This is a genomic window from Streptomyces fulvoviolaceus, assembly GCF_000718165.1.
Taxonomy (GTDB): domain Bacteria; phylum Actinomycetota; class Actinomycetes; order Streptomycetales; family Streptomycetaceae; genus Streptomyces; species Streptomyces fulvoviolaceus.
Genome location: NZ_JOEY01000046.1, coordinates 142,998 through 162,498, shown reverse-complemented (window position 1 = coordinate 162,498; position 19,501 = coordinate 142,998). Strand labels below are relative to the sequence as shown.

15 protein-coding genes and 2 pseudogenes are annotated in these 19,501 nt (G+C 67.5%); 4 read left to right on the top strand and 13 right to left on the bottom strand.

Annotated elements, in window-relative coordinates:
- Positions 1-274: 274 nt before the first annotated feature.
- Positions 275-1,645, bottom strand: a complete 1,371-nt coding sequence (locus IG08_RS0139835) for an MFS transporter (protein WP_234343081.1) — start codon at positions 1,643-1,645, stop codon at positions 275-277.
- A 118-nt stretch (positions 1,646-1,763) separates the two neighbouring features.
- Positions 1,764-3,014, bottom strand: a complete 1,251-nt coding sequence (lhgO, locus tag IG08_RS0139830) for an L-2-hydroxyglutarate oxidase (protein ID WP_030614807.1) — start codon at positions 3,012-3,014, stop codon at positions 1,764-1,766.
- A gap of 78 nt (positions 3,015-3,092) precedes the next feature.
- Here lhgO and IG08_RS0139825 point away from each other — a divergent pair, with 78 nt between their 5' ends.
- Positions 3,093-3,767: a GntR family transcriptional regulator gene (locus tag IG08_RS0139825; RefSeq protein WP_030614805.1), complete on the top strand. Its 675-nt coding sequence runs from the start codon at positions 3,093-3,095 to the stop codon at positions 3,765-3,767.
- Positions 3,768-4,286: 519 nt separating this feature from the next.
- Here IG08_RS0139825 and IG08_RS0139820 read toward each other — a convergent pair.
- The 7 genes from IG08_RS0139820 to IG08_RS0139790 all read right to left on the bottom strand — a co-directional run bounded on the left by IG08_RS0139820 (position 4,287) and on the right by IG08_RS0139790 (position 10,848).
- Positions 4,287-5,309, bottom strand: coding sequence for an asparaginase (locus IG08_RS0139820; protein WP_052425051.1), 1,023 nt, complete (start codon positions 5,307-5,309; stop codon positions 4,287-4,289).
- Between the two features lie 3 nt (positions 5,310-5,312).
- Positions 5,313-6,014: an ABC transporter ATP-binding protein gene (locus IG08_RS0139815; protein ID WP_030614800.1), complete on the bottom strand. Its 702-nt coding sequence runs from the start codon at positions 6,012-6,014 to the stop codon at positions 5,313-5,315.
- Complete coding sequence (locus IG08_RS0139810; RefSeq protein WP_043456371.1) at positions 6,014-6,730, bottom strand: ATP-binding cassette domain-containing protein; 717 nt, start codon at positions 6,728-6,730, stop codon at positions 6,014-6,016. The genes IG08_RS0139815 and IG08_RS0139810 overlap by 1 nt, the downstream gene beginning before the upstream one ends.
- 5 nt (positions 6,731-6,735) lie before the next feature.
- Positions 6,736-7,776, bottom strand: a complete 1,041-nt coding sequence (locus tag IG08_RS0139805; RefSeq protein ID WP_052425050.1) for a branched-chain amino acid ABC transporter permease — start codon at positions 7,774-7,776, stop codon at positions 6,736-6,738.
- A complete protein-coding gene (locus IG08_RS0139800; RefSeq protein ID WP_030614793.1) occupies positions 7,773-8,633 on the bottom strand; it encodes a branched-chain amino acid ABC transporter permease in 861 nt (286 codons plus the stop codon). The genes IG08_RS0139805 and IG08_RS0139800 overlap by 4 nt, the downstream gene beginning before the upstream one ends.
- Before the next feature lie 2 nt (positions 8,634-8,635).
- The gene (locus IG08_RS0139795) at positions 8,636-9,922 is read right to left on the bottom strand and encodes a substrate-binding protein (RefSeq protein ID WP_030614790.1); all 1,287 of its coding nucleotides are present in this window, start codon (positions 9,920-9,922) and stop codon (positions 8,636-8,638) included.
- Positions 9,923-9,990: 68 nt separating this feature from the next.
- Complete coding sequence (locus tag IG08_RS0139790; RefSeq protein ID WP_234343080.1) at positions 9,991-10,848, bottom strand: nitrilase family protein; 858 nt, start codon at positions 10,846-10,848, stop codon at positions 9,991-9,993.
- A 95-nt stretch (positions 10,849-10,943) separates the two neighbouring features.
- On the opposite strand from IG08_RS0139790, the pseudogene IG08_RS61770 reads away from it, so the two are divergent.
- Positions 10,944-11,135, top strand: a pseudogene (locus IG08_RS61770) (LacI family DNA-binding transcriptional regulator); the annotation flags it as partial.
- A 48-nt stretch (positions 11,136-11,183) separates the two neighbouring features.
- Complete coding sequence (locus IG08_RS0139785; protein ID WP_234343082.1) at positions 11,184-12,107, top strand: substrate-binding domain-containing protein; 924 nt, start codon at positions 11,184-11,186, stop codon at positions 12,105-12,107.
- Between the two features lie 79 nt (positions 12,108-12,186).
- On the opposite strand, the pseudogene IG08_RS57805 reads toward IG08_RS0139785, so the two are convergent.
- From IG08_RS57805 to IG08_RS0139770, 4 genes and pseudogenes are all read right to left on the bottom strand, one after another.
- Positions 12,187-12,366, bottom strand: a pseudogene (locus IG08_RS57805) (transposase family protein); the annotation flags it as partial.
- A gap of 147 nt (positions 12,367-12,513) precedes the next feature.
- Entirely contained in the window at positions 12,514-14,061 is a 1,548-nt protein-coding gene (locus tag IG08_RS0139780; protein WP_030614782.1) for an AbgT family transporter, read from the bottom strand.
- A 31-nt stretch (positions 14,062-14,092) separates the two neighbouring features.
- Positions 14,093-15,454, bottom strand: a complete 1,362-nt coding sequence (locus IG08_RS0139775; RefSeq protein WP_030614780.1) for a CapA family protein — start codon at positions 15,452-15,454, stop codon at positions 14,093-14,095.
- Positions 15,451-17,367, bottom strand: coding sequence for a CocE/NonD family hydrolase (locus IG08_RS0139770; protein WP_234343079.1), 1,917 nt, complete (start codon positions 17,365-17,367; stop codon positions 15,451-15,453). Before IG08_RS0139770 ends, IG08_RS0139775 begins: the two co-directional genes overlap by 4 nt.
- Before the next feature lie 116 nt (positions 17,368-17,483).
- Between IG08_RS0139770 and IG08_RS0139765 the strand changes: the two genes are divergently transcribed.
- Positions 17,484-18,551: a DUF5937 family protein gene (locus IG08_RS0139765; RefSeq protein WP_030614776.1), complete on the top strand. Its 1,068-nt coding sequence runs from the start codon at positions 17,484-17,486 to the stop codon at positions 18,549-18,551.
- Positions 18,552-19,501 lie beyond the last annotated feature (950 nt).

The following is a 19,501-nucleotide window of genomic DNA, read 5'->3' as shown; positions in this document are numbered from 1 at the left end:
TGACGGCGGCGCAGGTCACGGGGTCAGGGCGGAGGTAGACGCCGTAGCGGTAGGGGTCGCCCGCCGCCCGGGCGAAGCGCGCGTTCCTGGCCGGGACTGCAGGCGGTCGCAGTGCCCTGGGCGGCGCCATGCGGGCTGATCCGCAGGGCGCCGCCAGGGCCGCGCGCTCGGGTCAGGTGGTGACGCCGCACCCCGGCTCAAGGGTCAGGCGGCAGCTCCGGTTGGGGAGACTGCCGACCAGCGGACGGAATTCGACCGGGGCTCGTGCAGCCGGTTACCGTGCCGCCCGTTCGACGACCGGGACGACGGCTTCGTCGTTCAGGACGTGCCGCCTGCCTTGGTCGAGGGACGCGCCAATCACGACCACGACGGCACCGGCGATCAAGATCAGCGAAACACCCCAGGTGGCGTGGGTGTCACTGGCGCCGACGATGGCCAGTGCTGCCAGCGGGGCCAGGCCTCCGGAGATGGCGCCGCCGAACTCGCGTCCGACGCCCACCCCGCTGGCGCGGACGAAGGCCGGGAACTGCTCGGAGAGGAACGATCCTTGTGGCGCAAACATGGCCGGTGCCAGTACACCCGTCGCGATCACGAGGCACAGGTAGATCGCAGCGTTGTTCTTACTGTCGAGGAGCATGAAGAAGGGGAACGCGAACAGGCCCCCGGCCACGGCTCCCGCCATGAGTACGCGGCGGCTGCCGAAGCGGTCGCTGGCCCATCCGAATATTGGGGCAGTGATGATCGCGGTACCGCTGGCCAGCGAGATACCGAATGCGCCGACATTCGCCGCAACGCCCTGGAACTCTGTCAGGTAGGCCAGTGAGAACGTCTTAAAGATGTAGCTCAGGGCGTTGTAACCGAGGGCGATGGCCATGACGACTAGGAGGCCGCGCCAGTCCTGCCGCAGGAGCGTGATGAGGGGCATCTTCGCAGCCGACCGGTCGCTCTTGTCGCCTGCGGTGTTCTCCTGGAACGCGGGGGTTTCCGGTACCTGGCGGCGCACCCACAGTCCCACCCCGACGAGGGCGAAGCTCGCGATGAACGGGATGCGCCAGCCCCAGGTCATCAGGAAATTCTTGTCCGTGCTGGTCAGCACGGCCACGGTCAGCGACGACAGCAGCAGGCCGATGTTGAGCCCCAGGGCGGGCCAGGCGCCTTGTCGGCCTCGGCGGTCGCTGCTGGCGTGTTCGTAGGCCACCACCGCCGCGCTGCTGTACTCGGCGCCCGAGCCCAGTCCCTGCAGCACCCGCAGGATGGTGAGGGCGACGGGGGCGAAGGTGCCGGCGGTGGCGTAGCCGGGCAGCAGGCCGATCAGTCCGGTGGAGGTTCCCATGAGTATGAGCGTGATCATCAGGACTTTTCGGCGGCCGACGCGGTCGGCGAGGTGTCCGAAGAGGATTCCGCCGACCGGCCTGGCCACGAATCCCACCGCGAAGGTGGCGAAGGCTGCCAGGGTGCCGGAGGTGCTGTCGGCGGCCGGGAAGAAGAGATCGCCGAAGACGAGCGCGGCCATCGCGGCGTAGAGATAGAAGTCGTACCACTCCAGCGCGGAGCCCACGATGGTTGCGATGGCCACGCGTCGGCGTGCCGAGACATCGCTGGCCGGAGTGGGCGGCGCCCCCATTCCCTGGCGGGCATTCGTCATGAGCGGTCCTCTCATCGTTGAGAAAAATGGCGTGGGCAAGTGCGGCTCGCCCTGCCGAAGCAGTAGTTGCGCAAGGGTGGGTGTGGCAGGGGCGGGCCGGGCTCAGGGAACGGCCGGTTCAGCGGTTGGGCAGGTGCGCCTGGCGCACGCTGCGGGCTGCGTCGCCGAGATCGAGTTGGTCGAAGGCATCGGCCGCTATCTGGCTTCCGATGAGCAGGCTCGAAGTCGCTGCGGGTGAGGGGGCGTTGAGCACGTGAATGGCACGTGGGGTCCGGCTGATGACGAAGTCGTCGACCAGTTCCCCGGTCGCAGTGACGGCTTGCGCGCGCACGCCGCTGCCGTGCCGGCGCAAGTCCTTGCCTTCGATCTCCGGGATCAGCCGGCGCACGTCACGCACGAACAATGGCCAGATCAGTGACCGGCTGATCTCGGTGACTCCATGGCGCCAGAAACGCCGGGCCAGTGCGCGCAGGGCGGGATCGCGGGCCAGCTCCGCCAGCATGCGGGGGTCGATGTCGCGCCACCGGTAGCCCTGGCGGGCCAGGGCGGGCACGGCGTTGGGTCCCACGTGGACCGACCCGTCGAGCATCGGGGTCACATGCACGCCCAGAAACGGCAGGTCAGGATCGGGCACCGGGTAGACCGGGTTGTTGATCAGCCCTCTGCGCTCCGGACGTATCTCGGCGTACTCACCGCGGAAAGGCATGATGCGCACCGACGGCCGGTCCCCGGCCGCTTTGGCGATCTTGTCGCTGTGGAGGCCGGCGCAGTTGACGACGACCCGCGCCCGGACTTCCCCGCCGGGCGTATGGACGACTGTCCGGTCGCCGGACTCAGTGAACGACAGCGCCTGCGAGTCGGTGCGCAGATCCGCGCCGAGTGCAGTGAGCTCGGCCGCCAGAGCGCGGCACACATGGCCGAAGTCCGTCATCGCGGTGTCTGCGACCGCCAGCGCTGCGATCCCCGCTACATGCGGCTCGCGCTCGGCAATCTCCCTGCGGTCCAGACGCTGCACCGTAACACCGTTGGCCTGGCCGCGGGCCTCGAGCGCACCCAGGCGGGCCAGCTGGTCAAAGGTCGTGGCCACCACCAGTTTGCCGGTACGCCTCACCGGCACATCGTGCTCTTCGCAGTACCGGATCATCGCCTCGCCGCCGACGCGGGCCAACTTCGCCTTGAGGCTGCCGGGTGTGTAGTACAGGCCGCTGTGGATTACGTTGCTGTTGTGCCCCGACTGGTGTGCACCCCACCGCCCTTCCTTCTCCAGGACGGCTACAGAGGCCCGAGGCTCTGCGCAAAGAATCGCTCGGGCTGTCGCCAGCCCAAGCAAACCTCCGCCGATGACGGCAACATCTACCGCACGTGACATTCGGGTGACCTTTCTCCTGAACAGCTCGCAGCGAATGTATACACCCGCTGCGGGTGGCGCAATAGGTATCCTTAGGCTGTGACTGCTGCCGACCGTGTCAGAAACAGTGCCGACGTGATCGCCGCCGAGCTGCGGACCTCGATCCGGCGCGGCGACCTCCTCCCGGGGACCCGCCTGATCCAGGAACGGCTCGCGTCCGACCTGAAAGTCAGCCGTATCCCGCTGCGCGAGGCTCTGCACGCCCTTGCCGCTGAGGGCCTCATCGAGGTGCAGCCCCAGCGGGGCATGATCGTCGCCGAACTGAGTCATGACGACATCGCCGAGCTGTTCGCACTGTGTCTGCAACTCGAACCGCCCCTCGCCGAAGAGATCGTGCGAGGGTGCCGCGAGCGGGACATCGACGAACTGCAGGCACTGGCAGACCAGATGCGCGAAAAGGGTGCCGGCGCAGACGGCCGAGCCGCGCTCAACTACCAGTTCCACCGACGCATTTACGAGCTCTCCGAGCGGCGGATCGCGCTGCGCTTCGTCGACCAGCTACTGCACCTGGTCGAGCCCTACAGTCGCCTCTGGGTCCGCTCGGGCGATGAACTGCAGCGCATCGACGAGGAACACCAGTCCATGGTCGACGCGCTCAAAGCCCGCGACGCCCAGGCACTGCGAGACGTGATCACCGCCCACGTCGAAGGCGCCCGTGACCACGTCCTCGCCGCCCACCGCATCTCGGCCGGATTCACAACAGGGGTGATGTGAGCACCCGGGCTGACCGCCGATGACCCTCGCCAGTCGCTACCGCGGGTGGATGAACACCCGGGTCGGGGCGAGTGAAGCCCAGCCAGGTCGGCGAGCTTCGTTCCCTCATTCGAGCGACCTCGGCCCAGGGCACGCAGGCCCGCGGAACCCAGGCTGTGTGTAAAGCGGGAGGCTTGCTGCGCGGTGTGCGGCGCCCTTCCAACCGATTGAGCCGTCGGGGCACACACTTCCTGCTCACCGCCGGAGGCGGAGTGGCTTGGTCAGCCGGCTAGGGTGCGTTTCAGAAGTGGATCTTGATGTGTCAAGATCCACTTCGTGGAAGGCACGATCTGACGAATGCCCAGTGGGCGAAGCTGGAGCCGCTGCTCCCGGCCGGGAAGAAGCCCGGACGGCCGCCGGTGCGCGCGGTCAGCCCGCGCCGGTCCTCCTTGCTGAGCCTCGATGCCCAGGCCGGTTCGGCGAGGATCTGCGTCGGCGTGGTCCAAAAGCCCTTCAGTCCTAGTTCGGCCGGTTCGACGGTCACCGCGCGACCTGAAAGCCTCCGTCAAGAACATCGAGGGCGTCCACCAGTCTCGCGCGGGCTTCCGCCGTAGAAGCGCCGGGGAGACAGCACATGAGCAGCAGGCGTGCTTTCGCGGCCGACAGTCCACCGGCGAAGACCGCGCCCACGCTCTCCAGTCCCACGCCGCCCCCGTCTCCGCCGTAGACCGGAAACGTGCCGCCTGCCATGACACGCGACGCGATGACCACGAGCACGCCTCTCTCCGTCAGGTCGCCGACCACGCTCGTCAGGTTTCCCGGGAGGTTTCCGAGGCCGAAGCCTTCGAGTACCAGCCCGCGAGCCCCTGTGTGTTCGATGACGGCCCGCACGAGGCCGGGAGTGAACCCGGTGTACGGGGTCATGGCGACCACCTGGACGTCGGGGTCGAGCGGCCACGCCGGCGTCCAGCGCGCGGTCCTGCGGTGCACCAGCCGTAGTCGTCCGGCGGGACCGATGGTGGCGACCGGTCCGAAGGTCGGCGAGGAGAACGCATCAACGTGATGCGTGTGGACTTTGCGGACCCACCGTGCCGCGTGGAGTTCGTCGGACGCGTGGACGAGGACGCCGAGGCCCCGCAGTTCCGGACTCGCCGCGGCGGCGACGGCGTTGGAGAGGTTGCGGGGTCCGTCGGCCGAGGTCGAGTCCGCGCTGCGCATCGCCGACGCGAAGACAACGGGCTTGTCCGCGGCGGTGACCAGGTCGACCGCGAACGCCGTCTCCTCAAGGGTGTCGGTGCCGTGGGTGATCACGATTCCGGCCACCTCGGGCTCGGCCAGCACCTCCTGGATGCGGGCGGCCAGACGCCACATCCTTCGCGGGTCCATGTCCCAGCTGTTGATCCGGTCGAGGTCGACCGCCGGCTCGACCGAGATGCCTGCCGGCACATTGCATCCGTCGAGCAGCTCCGCGACCGAGCGCCGGGCGATCAGCTGACCGTCCGCTCCCGATGCGGAGGCGATGGTGCCGCCGGTGCCGAGCAGTGCGACACGAGTCGTTCCCATGCGTCAGACTCCGAGATGCTGTTCGAGCCGACCGCTGTCCGCGAGAGCGTCGAGCAGACCTTCGGCGATCACTTGACCGCCTTCCAGCAGGAGGCAGCGCCCGGCCATGCTCCGCACCATCGGCACGTTCTGCTCCACGACCACGGTCGTCAGTCCCTCGTTCCGGTTGATGTCCACGATGTTCTGGGCGATCTGCTGGACGAGTACGGGCATGATGCCGTCCGAGGGCTCGTCGAGCAGCAGCAGTTGCGGCTCGGACATCAACGCCCGGCCGATGGCGAGCATCTGCTGCTCGCCGCCGCTCAGCGTGCCGGCCGCCTGGGACCCCCGCTCGCCCAGCCGGGGGAAGTAGTCGAGAACCTCCCCCAGCCGTCCGGGGCGGCTGCGCTTACCGGCCGCCATACGCCCGAGCTTCAGGTTCTCGTCGACCGTCAGATCCGGGAAGACACCGCGCCCTTGCGGCACGACGGCGATGCCGTGCTGCGCACGGGCATGCGCGGGAGCGCGGCTGAGATCGATGTCGTCGAGCCGGACGGTGCCTTCACGCAGGCGCAGCAGACCGGCCACGGCACGGATCAGGCTGGTCTTGCCCATCCCGTTGCGCCCCAGGATTCCCACGATCTCGCCGCGCTGGACGGACAGCGAAAGCCCGTGCAGGACGGTCCCGTTCCCGTATCCGGCCACGACGTCACGTACTTCGAGCATCAGGCCACCTCCTCGCCAAGATAGACAGCACGGACCTGAGCGTCCTGCTCGATCTGTGACATCGAGCCTTCCGCGATGACGCGGCCGAGGTGCAGCACGGTGACTTCGGCGTCCAGCGCGCGCACGAATCCCATGTCGTGCTCCACCACGATCGCGGCGACGCCCTGGGTGGCGACGAGTTCCCGCACCAGGTCGGCCGTCATCGTCGTCTCCCCGGGGGTCATGCCGGCGGTGGGCTCGTCGAGCAGCATGATCTGCGCCCGTCGGCCGACGACCAGCCCGATTTCGAGCCATTGCGTGCGCCCGTGGGGCAGATGAGCGGCCGGCTTGTCGAGCGCGTCGCCGAGGCGGACGCTCTCGGCGACCTCCCGTACGCGGGCGGCGAGGGCTCGTCGCCGCAGTCCGCTGCCCAGGACGGCGATCTCCAGGTTCTCGCGAACGGTCAACTCGGGGTAGAAGGACGGACGTTGGAACTTGCGCACCATGCCGGCCGAGGCCACGCGGTGAGCCGGCCAGGTGGTGATGTCTTTGCCGCGCAGGTGAATGGTCCCCCGGTCGGGCCTGACATGGCCCGACAGCATGCTGACCAGAGTGGACTTCCCTGCTCCGTTGGGGCCGATGACGCAACGGATCGCCGAGTCCGGAAGAGCGAGGCTCACATCGGTGTTCGCCTGTACTCCTCCGAACCGCTTCGAGATTCCGCGAACTTCGAGCATGGCGGTCACTGGGCCTTCCTCATGGGCAGACGGATCGCCAGGATTGTCCCCACCAGGCCACGCCGGAAGAAGGCGATGACCACGAAGAAGAGCAGTCCCAGCAGGAGCTGCCAGTAGGTGGGGATCCATGCGTTGAGCTGGTTCGACAGAGCCGAGATGCCGATCGCCCCGACGATCGCCCCGAGCAGGTACTGCCGGCCGCCGATCGCCACCCAGACCACGACATTGGTCGAGAACAGCACCCCGCCGAGGTCCGGTGACACGAATCCGGCGTCGGTCGCGTAGAACGCTCCGGCCAGGGCCGCCACTCCTCCGGCGATGGCGAAGGCGAGCGTCTTGCGCAGGGCCGTGTTGTATCCCAGTGACTCGGTACGCTCCTCGTTCTCGCGGATGCTCACGAGGACCTTGCCGAAGGCCGACCGCTGGAGTGCGCGAAGGCCGAGATACGTCAGAAGAGTCAGCAGGAAAATGACGTAGTAGGCGCCGAGGTCGCTTTCCAGGGAGAGCGCCAGTCCGGGCAGGTCGAGAGTGACCCTGGGCACGAACATTCCGTTGAAACCGCCGGTCAGTCCCGACGCGGAGTTCGCGATGACCTGGGCGATGGTGGAGATGGCCAGGGTGACGAGCACGAAGTAGGAGTCCCGCACCCGGGCGCTGAAGAGGAAGTAGCCCACGGCCCCCGCGGCGGCCGCGGCGATGGCGACCCCCATGCCGATTCCGGCCCAGGGCCCGAGGGAACCCGCGATGTCACGCACCGCGATGCCCATGGAATAGGAGCCCACGATGAAGAAGGCGGCCTGGCCGAAGCTGACCATTCCCCCCAGGCCCCACAGCAGGCACAGGCTCATCGCGAGGACACCGAAGAGCATGTACTGCGGAAGCACGAACACGGGATAGCCGGCGAACAGATAAGGCACGTAGAACAGGGCGACGAAGACCGCCGACGCGGCGATGTTCTCACCCGAGGCCCATCTGCGTACCGCGGCGGCTGCCGGACGGCGGCGGACGGACTCGATGCGCGTCCCGCCGGAGTGGTCGACCATCATGCGGCCTTCTTTCCGAGGATGCCCGCCGGGCGGAATCGCAGAGCGATCACGGCGAGCGCGAAGACGACCGTTTGCGCGAACACCTGCTGGGCCACCAGGGACACGAGGGTCGTCATCCCGCCCATCAACGCGCTGCCGATGAGCGTGCCGCCCACCAGCGATCCGAGACCGCCCACGGTGACGACGAAGAAGCTCCGTACCAGCCAGAGGGTGCCCATGTCCGGTTCGACACTGAACATCGGCGAGATGAGTCCCCCCGCGAGCCCGGCGAGCATTGCCCCCAGGGCGAAGATCGCGCGGTACATCGCCGATGCCCTGACCCCCAGCATCATGGCCATCTCCCGGTTCTGGATCATGGCCCGCACCCGGATGCCCACGCTTGTGCGGTACATGACCCAGCCGGCCGACGCGAACAGCAGCAGTGACACCAGGGACACGACAGCCACGTAGCGTCCGATCACGGCGCCACCGATCGTGAACGTCCCCCGGATCGGATTCGCCACGCTGTGCAGGTCCGTCCCCCAGAAGACCTTGATCAGCTGCGTCGCCACGAGGTAGAAGGCCCAGGTGATCAGCAGGGTCTCGAACTGTTTGTCGTAGAAGTGCCGGATCAGGACGACCTCGAAGAGCAGGCCGATCACCCCGACCAGCAGGGCCGACACGATGACGGACACGAAGAAGGGCAGGCCGTGCTGGGCCAGCGTCCAGGTGATGTAGGCGCCCAGGGCGAGCATGGCCCCGTGGCCCATGTTGATCACTCGGACCAACCCGAAAACCACGGCCAGACCCATGGCGACCAGCGCGAGGACAAGGCTCGTACTGATGGCGTCCAGCGCCACCGAGATGACTTGCGTCATGGCTACTTGGCCTTGAGGGGCAGATCGGTGCAGGCTGCGGCGCTGGGTGTCACCGACGCGACCTTGTGGACTACTTCGAACATGTCGTCGGTGCCGGTCCAGTTCGGACGCACCTTGACGAGGTAGGACGGCAGCACCGCCTGGTGGTCCTCGGCCCGCATGGTGATCGATCCCTGCGGCGCCTTGTCGAAGGTCATGCCTCCGAGCTTTTCGCGGATGCCGTCCGTACTGACGTCTCCGGCCAGCTCGATGGCCTTCGCCGCCATATGAGCGGCGTTGTACATGGCCACGCCCACCGTGTCCATCAGCACATTGCCGGATGCGGCTCGCACCTTCTTCCGGAACGCCGCGTTGTTCGGGGTGTCGATGGACCAGAAGTAGTCGAAGCTGACGTAGTCGCCGGCCGTCGCTTCGGGGCCGATTCCGGATGTCGCGGCTTCCTCGTCGTCCACCGTCCAGACGATGAAGTCCTTCTTCATTCCGGCTGCGGCCAGCTGGCGACGGAAGTTAACGGTGTCTGAACCGGTGAGGGAGAGGAATATCACATCCGCGCCGGATTTCTTGATCTGTGAGAGGACCGAACCGTACTGGGGGGTGTTGAACGGGATGTAGACCTCGCCGACGACCTTGCCGCCCAGCTCCGTGAGCTTCTGCTTCGTCAGCCGGTTCGTCTCTCTGGGCCAGACGTAGTCCGAACCCACCATGAAGAACTTTCCACCGTGCTTCTTGACGATGTAGTCCATGTGCGGCCAGACCTGTTCCGACGGCTCGGGACCGAACATGAAGATGTTCGGGTTGCACACACCCGGGTAGTACTTCTGGCTCTGCCCCTCGTAGAAGGTGGGATACAGAAGCAGTTTGTCGGCCGCGGTCACCACAGGCCCGGCGGCGTTGCGCTCGGCGCTGCTGAACGTGCCCGCGAGGAACGCGACGTTCTCCTCGCGAATGAGCCTGTTGGCCTGCTCGGTCACCACCTGCGGCTGGGTCTGCGAGTCGGCCTGCACGATCTCCCACTTGCGCCCGAGGGTGCCTCCGGCCGCGTTGATCTCGTCGACGGCCAGCTTGAACCCGGCGATGTGAGCCTTGCCGTACACCGTCCACGCACCGCTCAGGGGCGAGATGACACCGACTTTGATCGGGTCGGATTTCCCGCCCGAGGCATTCTTCGAGGAGGACTGCGGTGCGCACGCGCCGAGCAGCGGAACCGCGGCGCTCGCGCCCAGGGCCGCGAAGGCAGAGGATCTGAGGAAGGACCGCCGGTCGAAGCCACGCGGTGACGAGATTGTCATGGTGTTTCCCTTTTTGTCTGGTCCAGCCGGGTTGGGGATGATACGACGCGGACGCTCACGCCGATTTGTTACGGTGTGGTCGACGACTGGCCGGTGTAGGCCTCGGGCCGCCGGTCCCGAACCGGGTCGTTGAAGTCGTTCCAGCGGCGCGCCGCCCGAGCCTGCTTGAGGTCGAGGTCGGCGTAGACGATCTCCTCGGCATCAGGGGACGCCGGGCCCGCTATCGGCCAGCCGGTGTAGCTGACGATGACGCTCTGGCCGATGAACGGCTGCCCCCGCTCGGCGCCGACCCGATCGGCCGCCGCGACGTAGACGGAGTTGGAGTGGGCGTTCGCCATGCACAGGACAGTCGCCATGGCCGGCTGGCCTTCTGCCTGTCCCGGAATCGGCACCCAGTTGGTCGGGACGCAGATGATGTCCGCATCCCGCACAGCGCATTCACGGTAGGACTCGGGAAACCAGCCGTCGTAGCAGATAAAGGTTCCGATACGGCCGATCGGCGTCTGGAACACCGGAAATCCGAGATCGCCAGGTTCGAAGAAGAGGTTCTCCCGGTCCCACAGGTGCACCTTGCGGAACGTGCCGACATACCCGTCGGGGCCGAACACGACGCTCGAATTGAACAGCCGCGAGCCGGATCGCTCGGCGATCCCGGCAACCAGGTGGATACCGTGCCGACGGCACAGCTCCTCCCACGCCCGGCACGCCTTTCCGCCGGGAATCTCCTCGGCTCCGGCCCAGGCCTCCTCTCGACTGTCGAAGGCGTATCCGGAATTGCACAGCTCGGGCAGCACGACGAGGGACGCACCCCCGGCGACCGCGGCGGAGACGAACTCCGCCGACCGGCGGACGTTCAGCTCGGGCTCACCGACCTGGGGACGCATCTGGACGCAGGCGACGCGGACAACACCTGGGTCATCGACCACGGGAGACACCCTCTCGACAGGAGCAGCGCGGAAACGTTTCCGCGAAACTACAGAAACGATTGCATGGCGTCAACGTTTGAGAGACTCTTCTCTTCATGGACGGTTCGACCGGAGGGAGCAGGACAGTGGAGGAAGGATCAGCGAGGCGCGCGACGTTGCGCGAGATCGCGGCGGCCGCAGGGGTCGCCGTGTCCACCGCCTCGCGTGTCCTGGCCCGCTCCCGGCAGGGGCTGCCGCCGTCCTCCGCGGCGGCCGAACGCGTCCTGGAGATCGCCCGGCAGGCCAATTACGAGCCTGACGCTCAGGCCGCCAGTCTGCGGTCGAAGCAGACGCACATGCTGGGCGTGCTCGTCCCTCACCTCACCGACGTCGTGCTCAGCACCATCTACGAGGGCATCGACCACGCCGCGACGGAACTCGGTTACCAAACCGTTGTGGCGAACACGCTCGACTCCCCCGACGAACAACGTCGCCGCGCCGAGTTGCTACTGAGCCGCCGCGTGGACGGCCTCATCCTCGGGGATGCCCACGCCGACAGTCCGTTCCTGGCGGAGCTGACCGCACGCGGCACGCCCTTCGTGCTCGTGAGCCGAACCCACGACGGGTTCGACTCCGTCACAGCCGACGACTACACGGGCGGACGCCTGGTGGGCACACACCTGGCTGATCTCGGTCATCGACGCATAGGCATCATCGCCGGCCAGCCCTACGCCAGCACCGGGAGGGAACGGACCAGAGGATGCCTGGACGCGCTTGCCGAGCGCGGAATCGACACCCCGCGCGATCTCGTGATCCACTCCAATTTCGACGCTGACGGCGGCCGGGCCGCCACGCTGAGGCTCATGCGCAAGAAACGGCCGCCGACGGCCATCTTCGCGGTCAACGACATGACCGCGATCGGTGTCATGGGGACCCTGCGCGACCTCGAGTGCAAGATCGGAACGGACGTGGCCGTCGTAGGGTTCAACGACATCTCCATTGCCCGGGATCTTCCCGTCCCCCTGAGTACGGTTCGCAGCGCCCTCCACCAGATGGGCGCCGAGGCCGCCCGCCTACTCGTCGCCCGCCTCCGCGGTGAGACCAGCGATGCGCCGTCCCAGCGGCGCCTGCCGACAGAGCTTGTTGTCCGGGAGTCCTCGGATCCGACTGTGCGCACACGGGGCAAATCCGGACGAATCCTGAAGAAGGCGTCTCCTGGGCACAACGGGGTACCGATCCAGGCACCCGCTCGTCGGCCGACTCGCAGACCGGCACAATGAGCGCGTCATACGTCGGCAGACAGCCGCAGACTGCGCTTGATCCGCTTTGACGAGCATCCGAGATCAGCGGTTGCGCCCCCAGGAGGACGCAGTCCACATCGGCCTCGCGCAGGACCCTCAGCAGACCCGGCGCACGTTCGGCGAGCAGGTGGATGACCGCGCTGGTGTAGGCGTGGGCGGTGGACTCGCTGATCCGGAACCCGGCAGCGATCTTCGCCAGGTCGTGGGGCAGGTCGAGTGCGGCAGGACAGATGACCAACGAGGCCCCTGAGCAGTGTGGTTGAGACGTCAGACATCTCGATCAACAGCTCAGGGGCCTCGCCCGTTGCGCTTCGTGGACCGTCACCTGATCGGTAGCCAACTCGAAGAAGCTCAGCGAACCGGCGTGGTCAGTGGATCGGCGCGGTCAGTGGACCGGTGAGCCGGGGCCCAGTGGCAGACCCACGGCGTACCAGATGGCGAACAGGGCGATCCAGGCGACCATCATCGCCATGGCGGCGGGGAGGGTGAACGACACCAGGGTGCCGATTCCCGCCTTCTTCTGATAGGTCTGCAGATAGCCGACGGTGAGGACGAACGTCGCGCTCATCGGGGTGATGGAGTTGGTACAGGAGTCCGCGATCCGGTAGACGGCCATGACCGTGGCCGGGTTGGCCCCGACCAGCATGGTCATGGGAACGATCACCGGAGCGATGAGCGCCCACAGCGCGGTCCCGCTGGTGATCAGCAGGTTCAGCAGGGCGATACCGGCGATGAGCAGCATGAGCACGATGAAGACCGGGGCGTCGAGACTCTTCAGGCCCTCCGCTCCCCGTACCGCGACGACGGTGCTGATGCCGGTCCACTGGAACAGCGCGAGGAACTGCGAGACGGCGAAGAAGAGCACGAGGAGCGGCGCGATCGACTTGATCCCGTCCGCCATGAAGGTGGGCAGGTCGGACGAGCTGGTGAGCTTGCCGGTCAGGCGGGCGTAGGTGGCCCCGATGAGCAGGAAGAACAGGCTCAGGACCAGCGCGATGCTGTTGAAGAGCGTGGAGTCGAGGATGGCGCCGTTCTCACCGCGCAGCGGGGAGCCCGCCGGGATCATCCCGATGACCAGCAGTCCGAAGAAGACCGCGGCGACGATGCCGGTCCAGCGCAGCGCGCGGATTTCGACCTCGTCGGGGACGGAGCCGGAGCGGACGCCGGTGGTCGGGCCGGTGGCGCCGTCGTCGGGCACGAGTTCGTGCTCACGCTTGGACAGGACCTTCTCCGTGACCACGGTGAGAACGATCGCGAGGACGACCGCGGAGACGGTGGTGAAGTAGGTGTTGTCGGTGGGCCGGACGATCGCCCCGGGATCGACGATCTGCGCGGCCTCGGTGGCGATCTTCGCGAAGATGACGTCGCTCGGAGCGATGAACGGGTTCGCGTCACCGGCCGCGTTGATCGACAGGAAGGCCACGATCATGCCCAGCATGGGAGACCGTCCGACGGCCTTGAAGACGAGCGCGGCCAGCGGTACGAGGATCACATAGGCGCTGTAGGACAGGAACTTCGACATCGCCCCGGCCACGCAGACCGCGAAGACGGCATGGCTGGGGCGGACACGTCCCAGCGTGTGGCGGGCCAGCGCTTCGAGCATGCCCGAGCGGTCGGCGACCGCGAGGCCGATCATGATGATCAGTACGGTGCCCAGTGGCCCGAAGGTCAGGAACGACTCCTCGGCACCGAGGGTGAGTTCGCGGACCGCGGCGACCGACAGGGCGTTCTTCACCGGGGACGGATCACCGGTCGCCGGGTCGATGACCGTGACGCCGGCCGCGGCCATGATCGCGCTGGTGGCGACCACGACGACCGCCAGGATCCAGAACAGCCAGAACGGATGGGGCAGTTTGTTGCCTATCCGTTCGACGCCGTCCAGGAACCGGGTGAGTCGCTGGGGTCTCTGCTGTACTTCTGAGGGGGCAGTCATTTCTCGCTGGCTCCTTTACCGAGGTACGCGCTTATCGGTCGATGCGGATGCAGCCTTGGCCGTTGCCAAGGAGGATTTCGGTTCCGTACGCCTCGGAAAGTGTGCGGAGTCGATTGAGTATGCGATGTGCGGCAGTGACGTCCGCCGGTCGAGGAGTTCCCCGGTCGGAATGATGCTGTGTGTCGAACGTGAGGGTCAACGGGTGAATCGTGATGTCGACGGCGCCCTGGTTCTCGAATGACAGAGACACCGCGACGCTCTCGTACCAGACCCGGTCGCTGAAAGGCCCCTTGAGCCGTTTCTGTTCGAGCATCTCGCCGGGAGTGTGCCGAGACGGGTCCAGGCCGGTGCGCCGCCACGCCTCACGGGTCAGCGGGAATTGGCGGTTCTGCATGAAGATGAAATTCCCGAGCGAATAGAAGATCGGCCGGTTGCGATACACCTCGATCGCCCGCAACTGGTGGGGGCCGTGGCCGAGGACGACGTCGGCGCCCTCGTCGACCGCGGCGTGCGCGAGGTCGTGGAGGAAGGGGGGCGGCTCGGCGCTGTAGTTGCCCGGTTCGTGGGTGTGGAGGGCGACCGCGACGACATCGGCACTCTGCTTGGCCTGGCGCACGCTGGTGCGCAAGGCGGTGATGTCCTCGTCGTCGACCTTCCAGTACGGCCCGACCTGGCCACCGGTGGCCTCGGACGAGATGAACGCGGTTCCTCCGAGCGTCACCGAGCCGTCCCGTGCGTCGGCCTTGCGGGCGGTGTGATGCAGGGACGCGGGCGGCAGACTGTCCCGGATCGCGGCCAGGGACCTGAGCTCGTCGGGGCGCACACCGAACCACTTCGTGGTGCGCAGGCCGTTGATCCCGGGGCGGGCCGGCACGATCCCGAACGGGTCACTGGCCAGGGACATGGCCTGGTAGCGGGTCGCGGCCGACACGAGCGCGACCCGTCCGCGCCGGGTGGTGAGGTAGCGCGGTGCCCGGGCCGCGGTGAGCGACTCTCCGGCGCCGGCATGGACGAGTCCGGCCTCATCGAGGACGGCACTGGTGGAGCGAAGGCCGGCCACGCCCCAGTCGGTGGCGTGGTTGTTCGCACGCGACACCATGTCGATGCCCATGGCACGGACATCGGCTCCGCCGCGCTCCGAGGTGACCAGCCATGATCCGCCGGGTTCGGCCTCGGGCCAGCCGGCGAAGCGGTCGAAGTCGATCGCGGTCGTCTCGAAGTTCCCGATCGTGACGTGCGCGCCGCGCAGGAGGCCGAGGAGTTCGGGGGAGGTCGCTTCCAGGCGTGGCGTCAGGACGTCGTCGTCGAGGACGAGGTCGCCGACGGCGGCGAGGGTGAGACCCGTGTCGGAGACGGCGTAGGTGGATGCGGTGGAGGCGGAGGCGGTGCTCATATCTGCTCCACGGCGAGGAGGTGCAGCGTGATCGTGGAGCGCCCGTCGACGAAGACCCTGTTCGTCGCGATCACCTGACGGCGGTCGGTGGTCTCCGGCTCGCCGGTGCCGGAGTTGACGTCGAACCGGGGAAAGTTGCTGGAGCTGATGTCCACCCGGATCCGGTGGCCACGGGCGAAGAGGTTGGCGGTGCCGGGCGCCTCGACCGTCACGTCGTAGATCCGCCCGGGTTCGAGTGGTGACGGTGTCTCGAACGAGTCCCGGTAGCGACATCGGAGGATGCCGTCGGTGAGGTTCATGGCGAAGCCGGCCGGGTAGTCGGCGCTCGGCGGGTGGACGTCGATCAGCTTGACGGTGAAGTCGGTGTCGGCCGCGCTCGACGACACCGCGAGCCGGGCGACGACCGGACCGGCCACGACGACGTCCTTCTCCAGCGGCTCGGTCTCGAAGGTGAGGACGTCGGGCCGGGAGGCGAGCGGCAGCCGCGACCGGGACAGGGAGAACGTCCGGTCGTCGGGGCGCTGGTCGAAGGCCCCGCCCACCATCACCGGTTCACCCGACGTGACCTGCCCACCGATCGTCGGCACCGGGTCACGTGGATCGTGGTCGTACTCCAGATACTCCGGGGACTCCGGGGAGGCCGAGAAGGCCGGGGTCTCCGGGGACTCCCCCACAGCTCGGCGCTCCGAGCTGAGACTGCCGTCCGCGTTGAGGAAGAACCGCGAGGTGTACGACGACTCCGGCGGCCAGGTCGAGCTGCTCAGCCAACGACCGCCGTGGTCGATCCGGCCGTCGGCGTTGCGCTTCCCCGAGCCGCCGCCCATCCGGAAGTACCGGACGGCCGGGGGGTTGGACGCCGTCGGGTTCAGCTGGGAGTCGAACCAGTCGGCCCGGAACTCGACGTAGTCGGGCGCCAGGTTGCCGTCCAGCGTCGCCTCGGGGCCGAAATCGACGTCCCCCGCGTACGAGAAGCTCCGCTTGCCGTGGGTCCACGGCCCCAGCACCAGGTACGCCGGGCTCGTCTTGCGTGCGCCGAGTTCGCGGAAGTTCTCGACAGCGGTCTGGATGTAGGGGTCGTACCAACTGGAGATGTGCAGACTCGGCACGTCGGGGAAACGGTCGAAGTGGCCCCGCCCGTAGATGCCCAGCTGCTGCCAGTACGGCCCGAAGCGGCCGTGCTCCCACTGCTCGAAGAGATAGCCCTCGTACTCCGGTGCGTGCCGCAGGGGTGAGTGGCCCCGGCGCCACGGCAGATGCCGGAACCACTCCTCGATCGACTCGGTGTCGAGCGCGGCGGCCCTGACGGGGTCGGCGAGGGTCTCCGCGCTGGTCTTGGCGCGGGCGAAGGCCCAGGTGGCCTGCTTGAGTTCGAAGGCCCCGCCCAGGCGGACCCCGGTCTCGTAGGCGCTCGCGAAGCCGCCGGAGTCGAGGAACATCGCGGACAGGTGCGGGGTGCCCAGCGAGGCGAGCGCGGTCTGCACGTGTGCGGCGTAGGACACGCCCATCGTCGCCACCCGTCCGTCGCACCACGGCTGGGCGGCGATCCACTCGACGGTGTCGTGACCGTCCTCCGCCTCGTTGAGGTACTTCACGAACGTGCCGCCGGAGTCGCCCCGGCCGCGACAGTCCTGACGGACGACGTGGTAGCCGCGTTCGACGAGGCGCCGGCACACCGCCTCCGGCGGAGGCGGGTTCCAGGACTCGAAGGCGCCGTCCGAGCCACGTGCCCTGCAGCGGCCGTAGGGCGTGCGCTCCAGCAGGACCGGCCGGGGAGCCGGGTCCGGCTCGGCGGCGTAGACGTCCGCGACGAGTTCGACGCCGTCGCGCACCGGCACCGAGATCACCTGACGCCACCCTGAACCCGGCTCCGGTACGCGTTGCCAGACGTCGTGCCCACCCGGACTGTCCACCACGTGCACTCCTTCACATCGCTCGCATCGGTGTATGTGAGCGGGGACGCTACGCCGCTGACCACGGCGTGAACCCACTGTTATCGCGGAGGCGACAACAGTCGGGCTAGGCTGACCGGGTGCCGGTGCTACTTGACCTCAGGGGGGCTAACAGCTCGGACGTGCAGATCGGCATCTCACCGATCTCCGAGCTCCAGGCCTGTCTGCACGCGCTCGCGGAGCCCGACCATCACCTCGAACACCGGGCGTGGCTGGTGCGGACCGACGAGGCGCTGTCTCCGGATCTGCGGGCCCGGCTGACGCGCTTCGCGCCGCTCTGGGCCCGCCGCCGCTGCCGTCTGCTGCTGCCGTTGAGCAGCCCGCTCGACACGGACGTGGACGCGGAGATCGAGCGGCTGTCGCGGCTTCCGGAGCGCGATTTCGTCGAGGCCGCCGCCTACACGATCCAGGGCGGAGACTTCGATCCCCGGCAGGCGGTTTCCCGGCCGCGCGAATTCATCGCCGCGTGCGAAGCGCGCTCGTTCTCACGCGGTGAGCTGGCGAGGTCGCTTGTCGACGACCCGGAAGAATTCCGCGCCGTGCTGATGCGGACGTTGACGGACTGCGTCGGGGAATTCTTCGCCGAGGAATGGGAGCGTATTCACGACCGGCTGCGCGAGGAGGCCGACCAGACCCGTTCGAGGCTGCGCGGGCTGCCGCTCGCCGAGCTGATCTCGTCGGTCAGCCCTGCCGCCCAGCCGGTCCAGGGCGGCAGGGCGGTGCGCTTCGACAAACTGCAGAACCTGACCGTCGCCCTCCGGGGAAACAGCACCCTTCTCGTCCCGACCATTCACGGACGCCCGCACCTCATCATTCGCGGTGAGGCCGGTTTCCCCGTGGTGGTGCACTATCCGGTGGCCTGGCACAGCCAGCCCGCGTCCATCGACGAAATGCAGCAACGGCTGACCATTCTGTCGGATCCCGCGCGCCTGGCCCTGTGCCGTCATCTGGTGAACGAGGCGATCACCACCTCCGATCTCGCCCGCCGTATGAACATGACCCGACCACAGGTGTCACGGCATCTCGCCAGACTCCGCGCGGCCGGCGTGCTCACCTCAGAGCGAAGCGGCAGATACGTCTACCACCGGGTCGATGTGCAGAAGCTTATGCAGATGGGAGTGGAACTGCTGCGCGCCATCGTGCGCTGACCGAAGCGGGGCTTTCCGGCACTCATCACTGCCACCGGGACTCGAGGATATATCGCCGAGATGGGAGCAACGCGTGGCGCTCCTCCACCACATCGGCGCCGAAACGCCCCACCCCACTTCACCATTACCCCCGAGGGCAGGCAGTCGGCTTCCTCATCCTGCAAGAACAGGACCGAAGCGAGCACACTCCCACCGAGAAGGAACTCGCTGACGCCAAGAAGCACTCCTGGGTCCGCATCCCCCACTTCGACTACAACTCCCTCCGACCGCCGCCTGGAAAACCAACTCGCAGGGATCGCGCAGGAAGTGATGCTCCGCGGAGAAGCCGCCGAACGCAAGCGACTGGCAGACCTGGAAGCGGCCAGACAGCAGAGACTGCGCTGGGAAGCCGCGATGCGGCAGGCCCACATCGACTACGCCGAGACATGCCGCGTGAAGCGCCTCGAAGCCCAGGCGGAAGCATGGCGCCACGCGACTCGGCTGAGCGATTACGTCACGGCCGTCCGGGCCCAAGTAGAAGCTCTGCCGACCGGGCAGGAGAAGACCAGAGCCGACGCACATCTCCAGCGCCTGAACCCGCTGGGCAGGACTCCACAGCTACCCGACGTCCCAGAACCCCGTCCTGACGACCTGCGGCCCTTCCCACCATTGGAGCCCGCACGGCCCCAACTCCTACTGACTCGGCAAGGTTTCGGTAAAGCCCTCAGCCAGATCCCAGCCCCCGCAGGCTACTGAGCTGCAGCCCAAGACACCTGACGACACATCAGAACGTGCGTCGACCATGCGTCAAACGTGCGTCAGGACATCGCCCGTAACGCCCACAGCACACATAACGAACACCACCCAAACCCGCAGGTCAGGCACTCTTTGCCCCAGGCTCAAGAACCGCCACGCACTCCACATGATGCGTCATCGGAATGCGATGGGAGCGTCACATCTGGCGATATCCG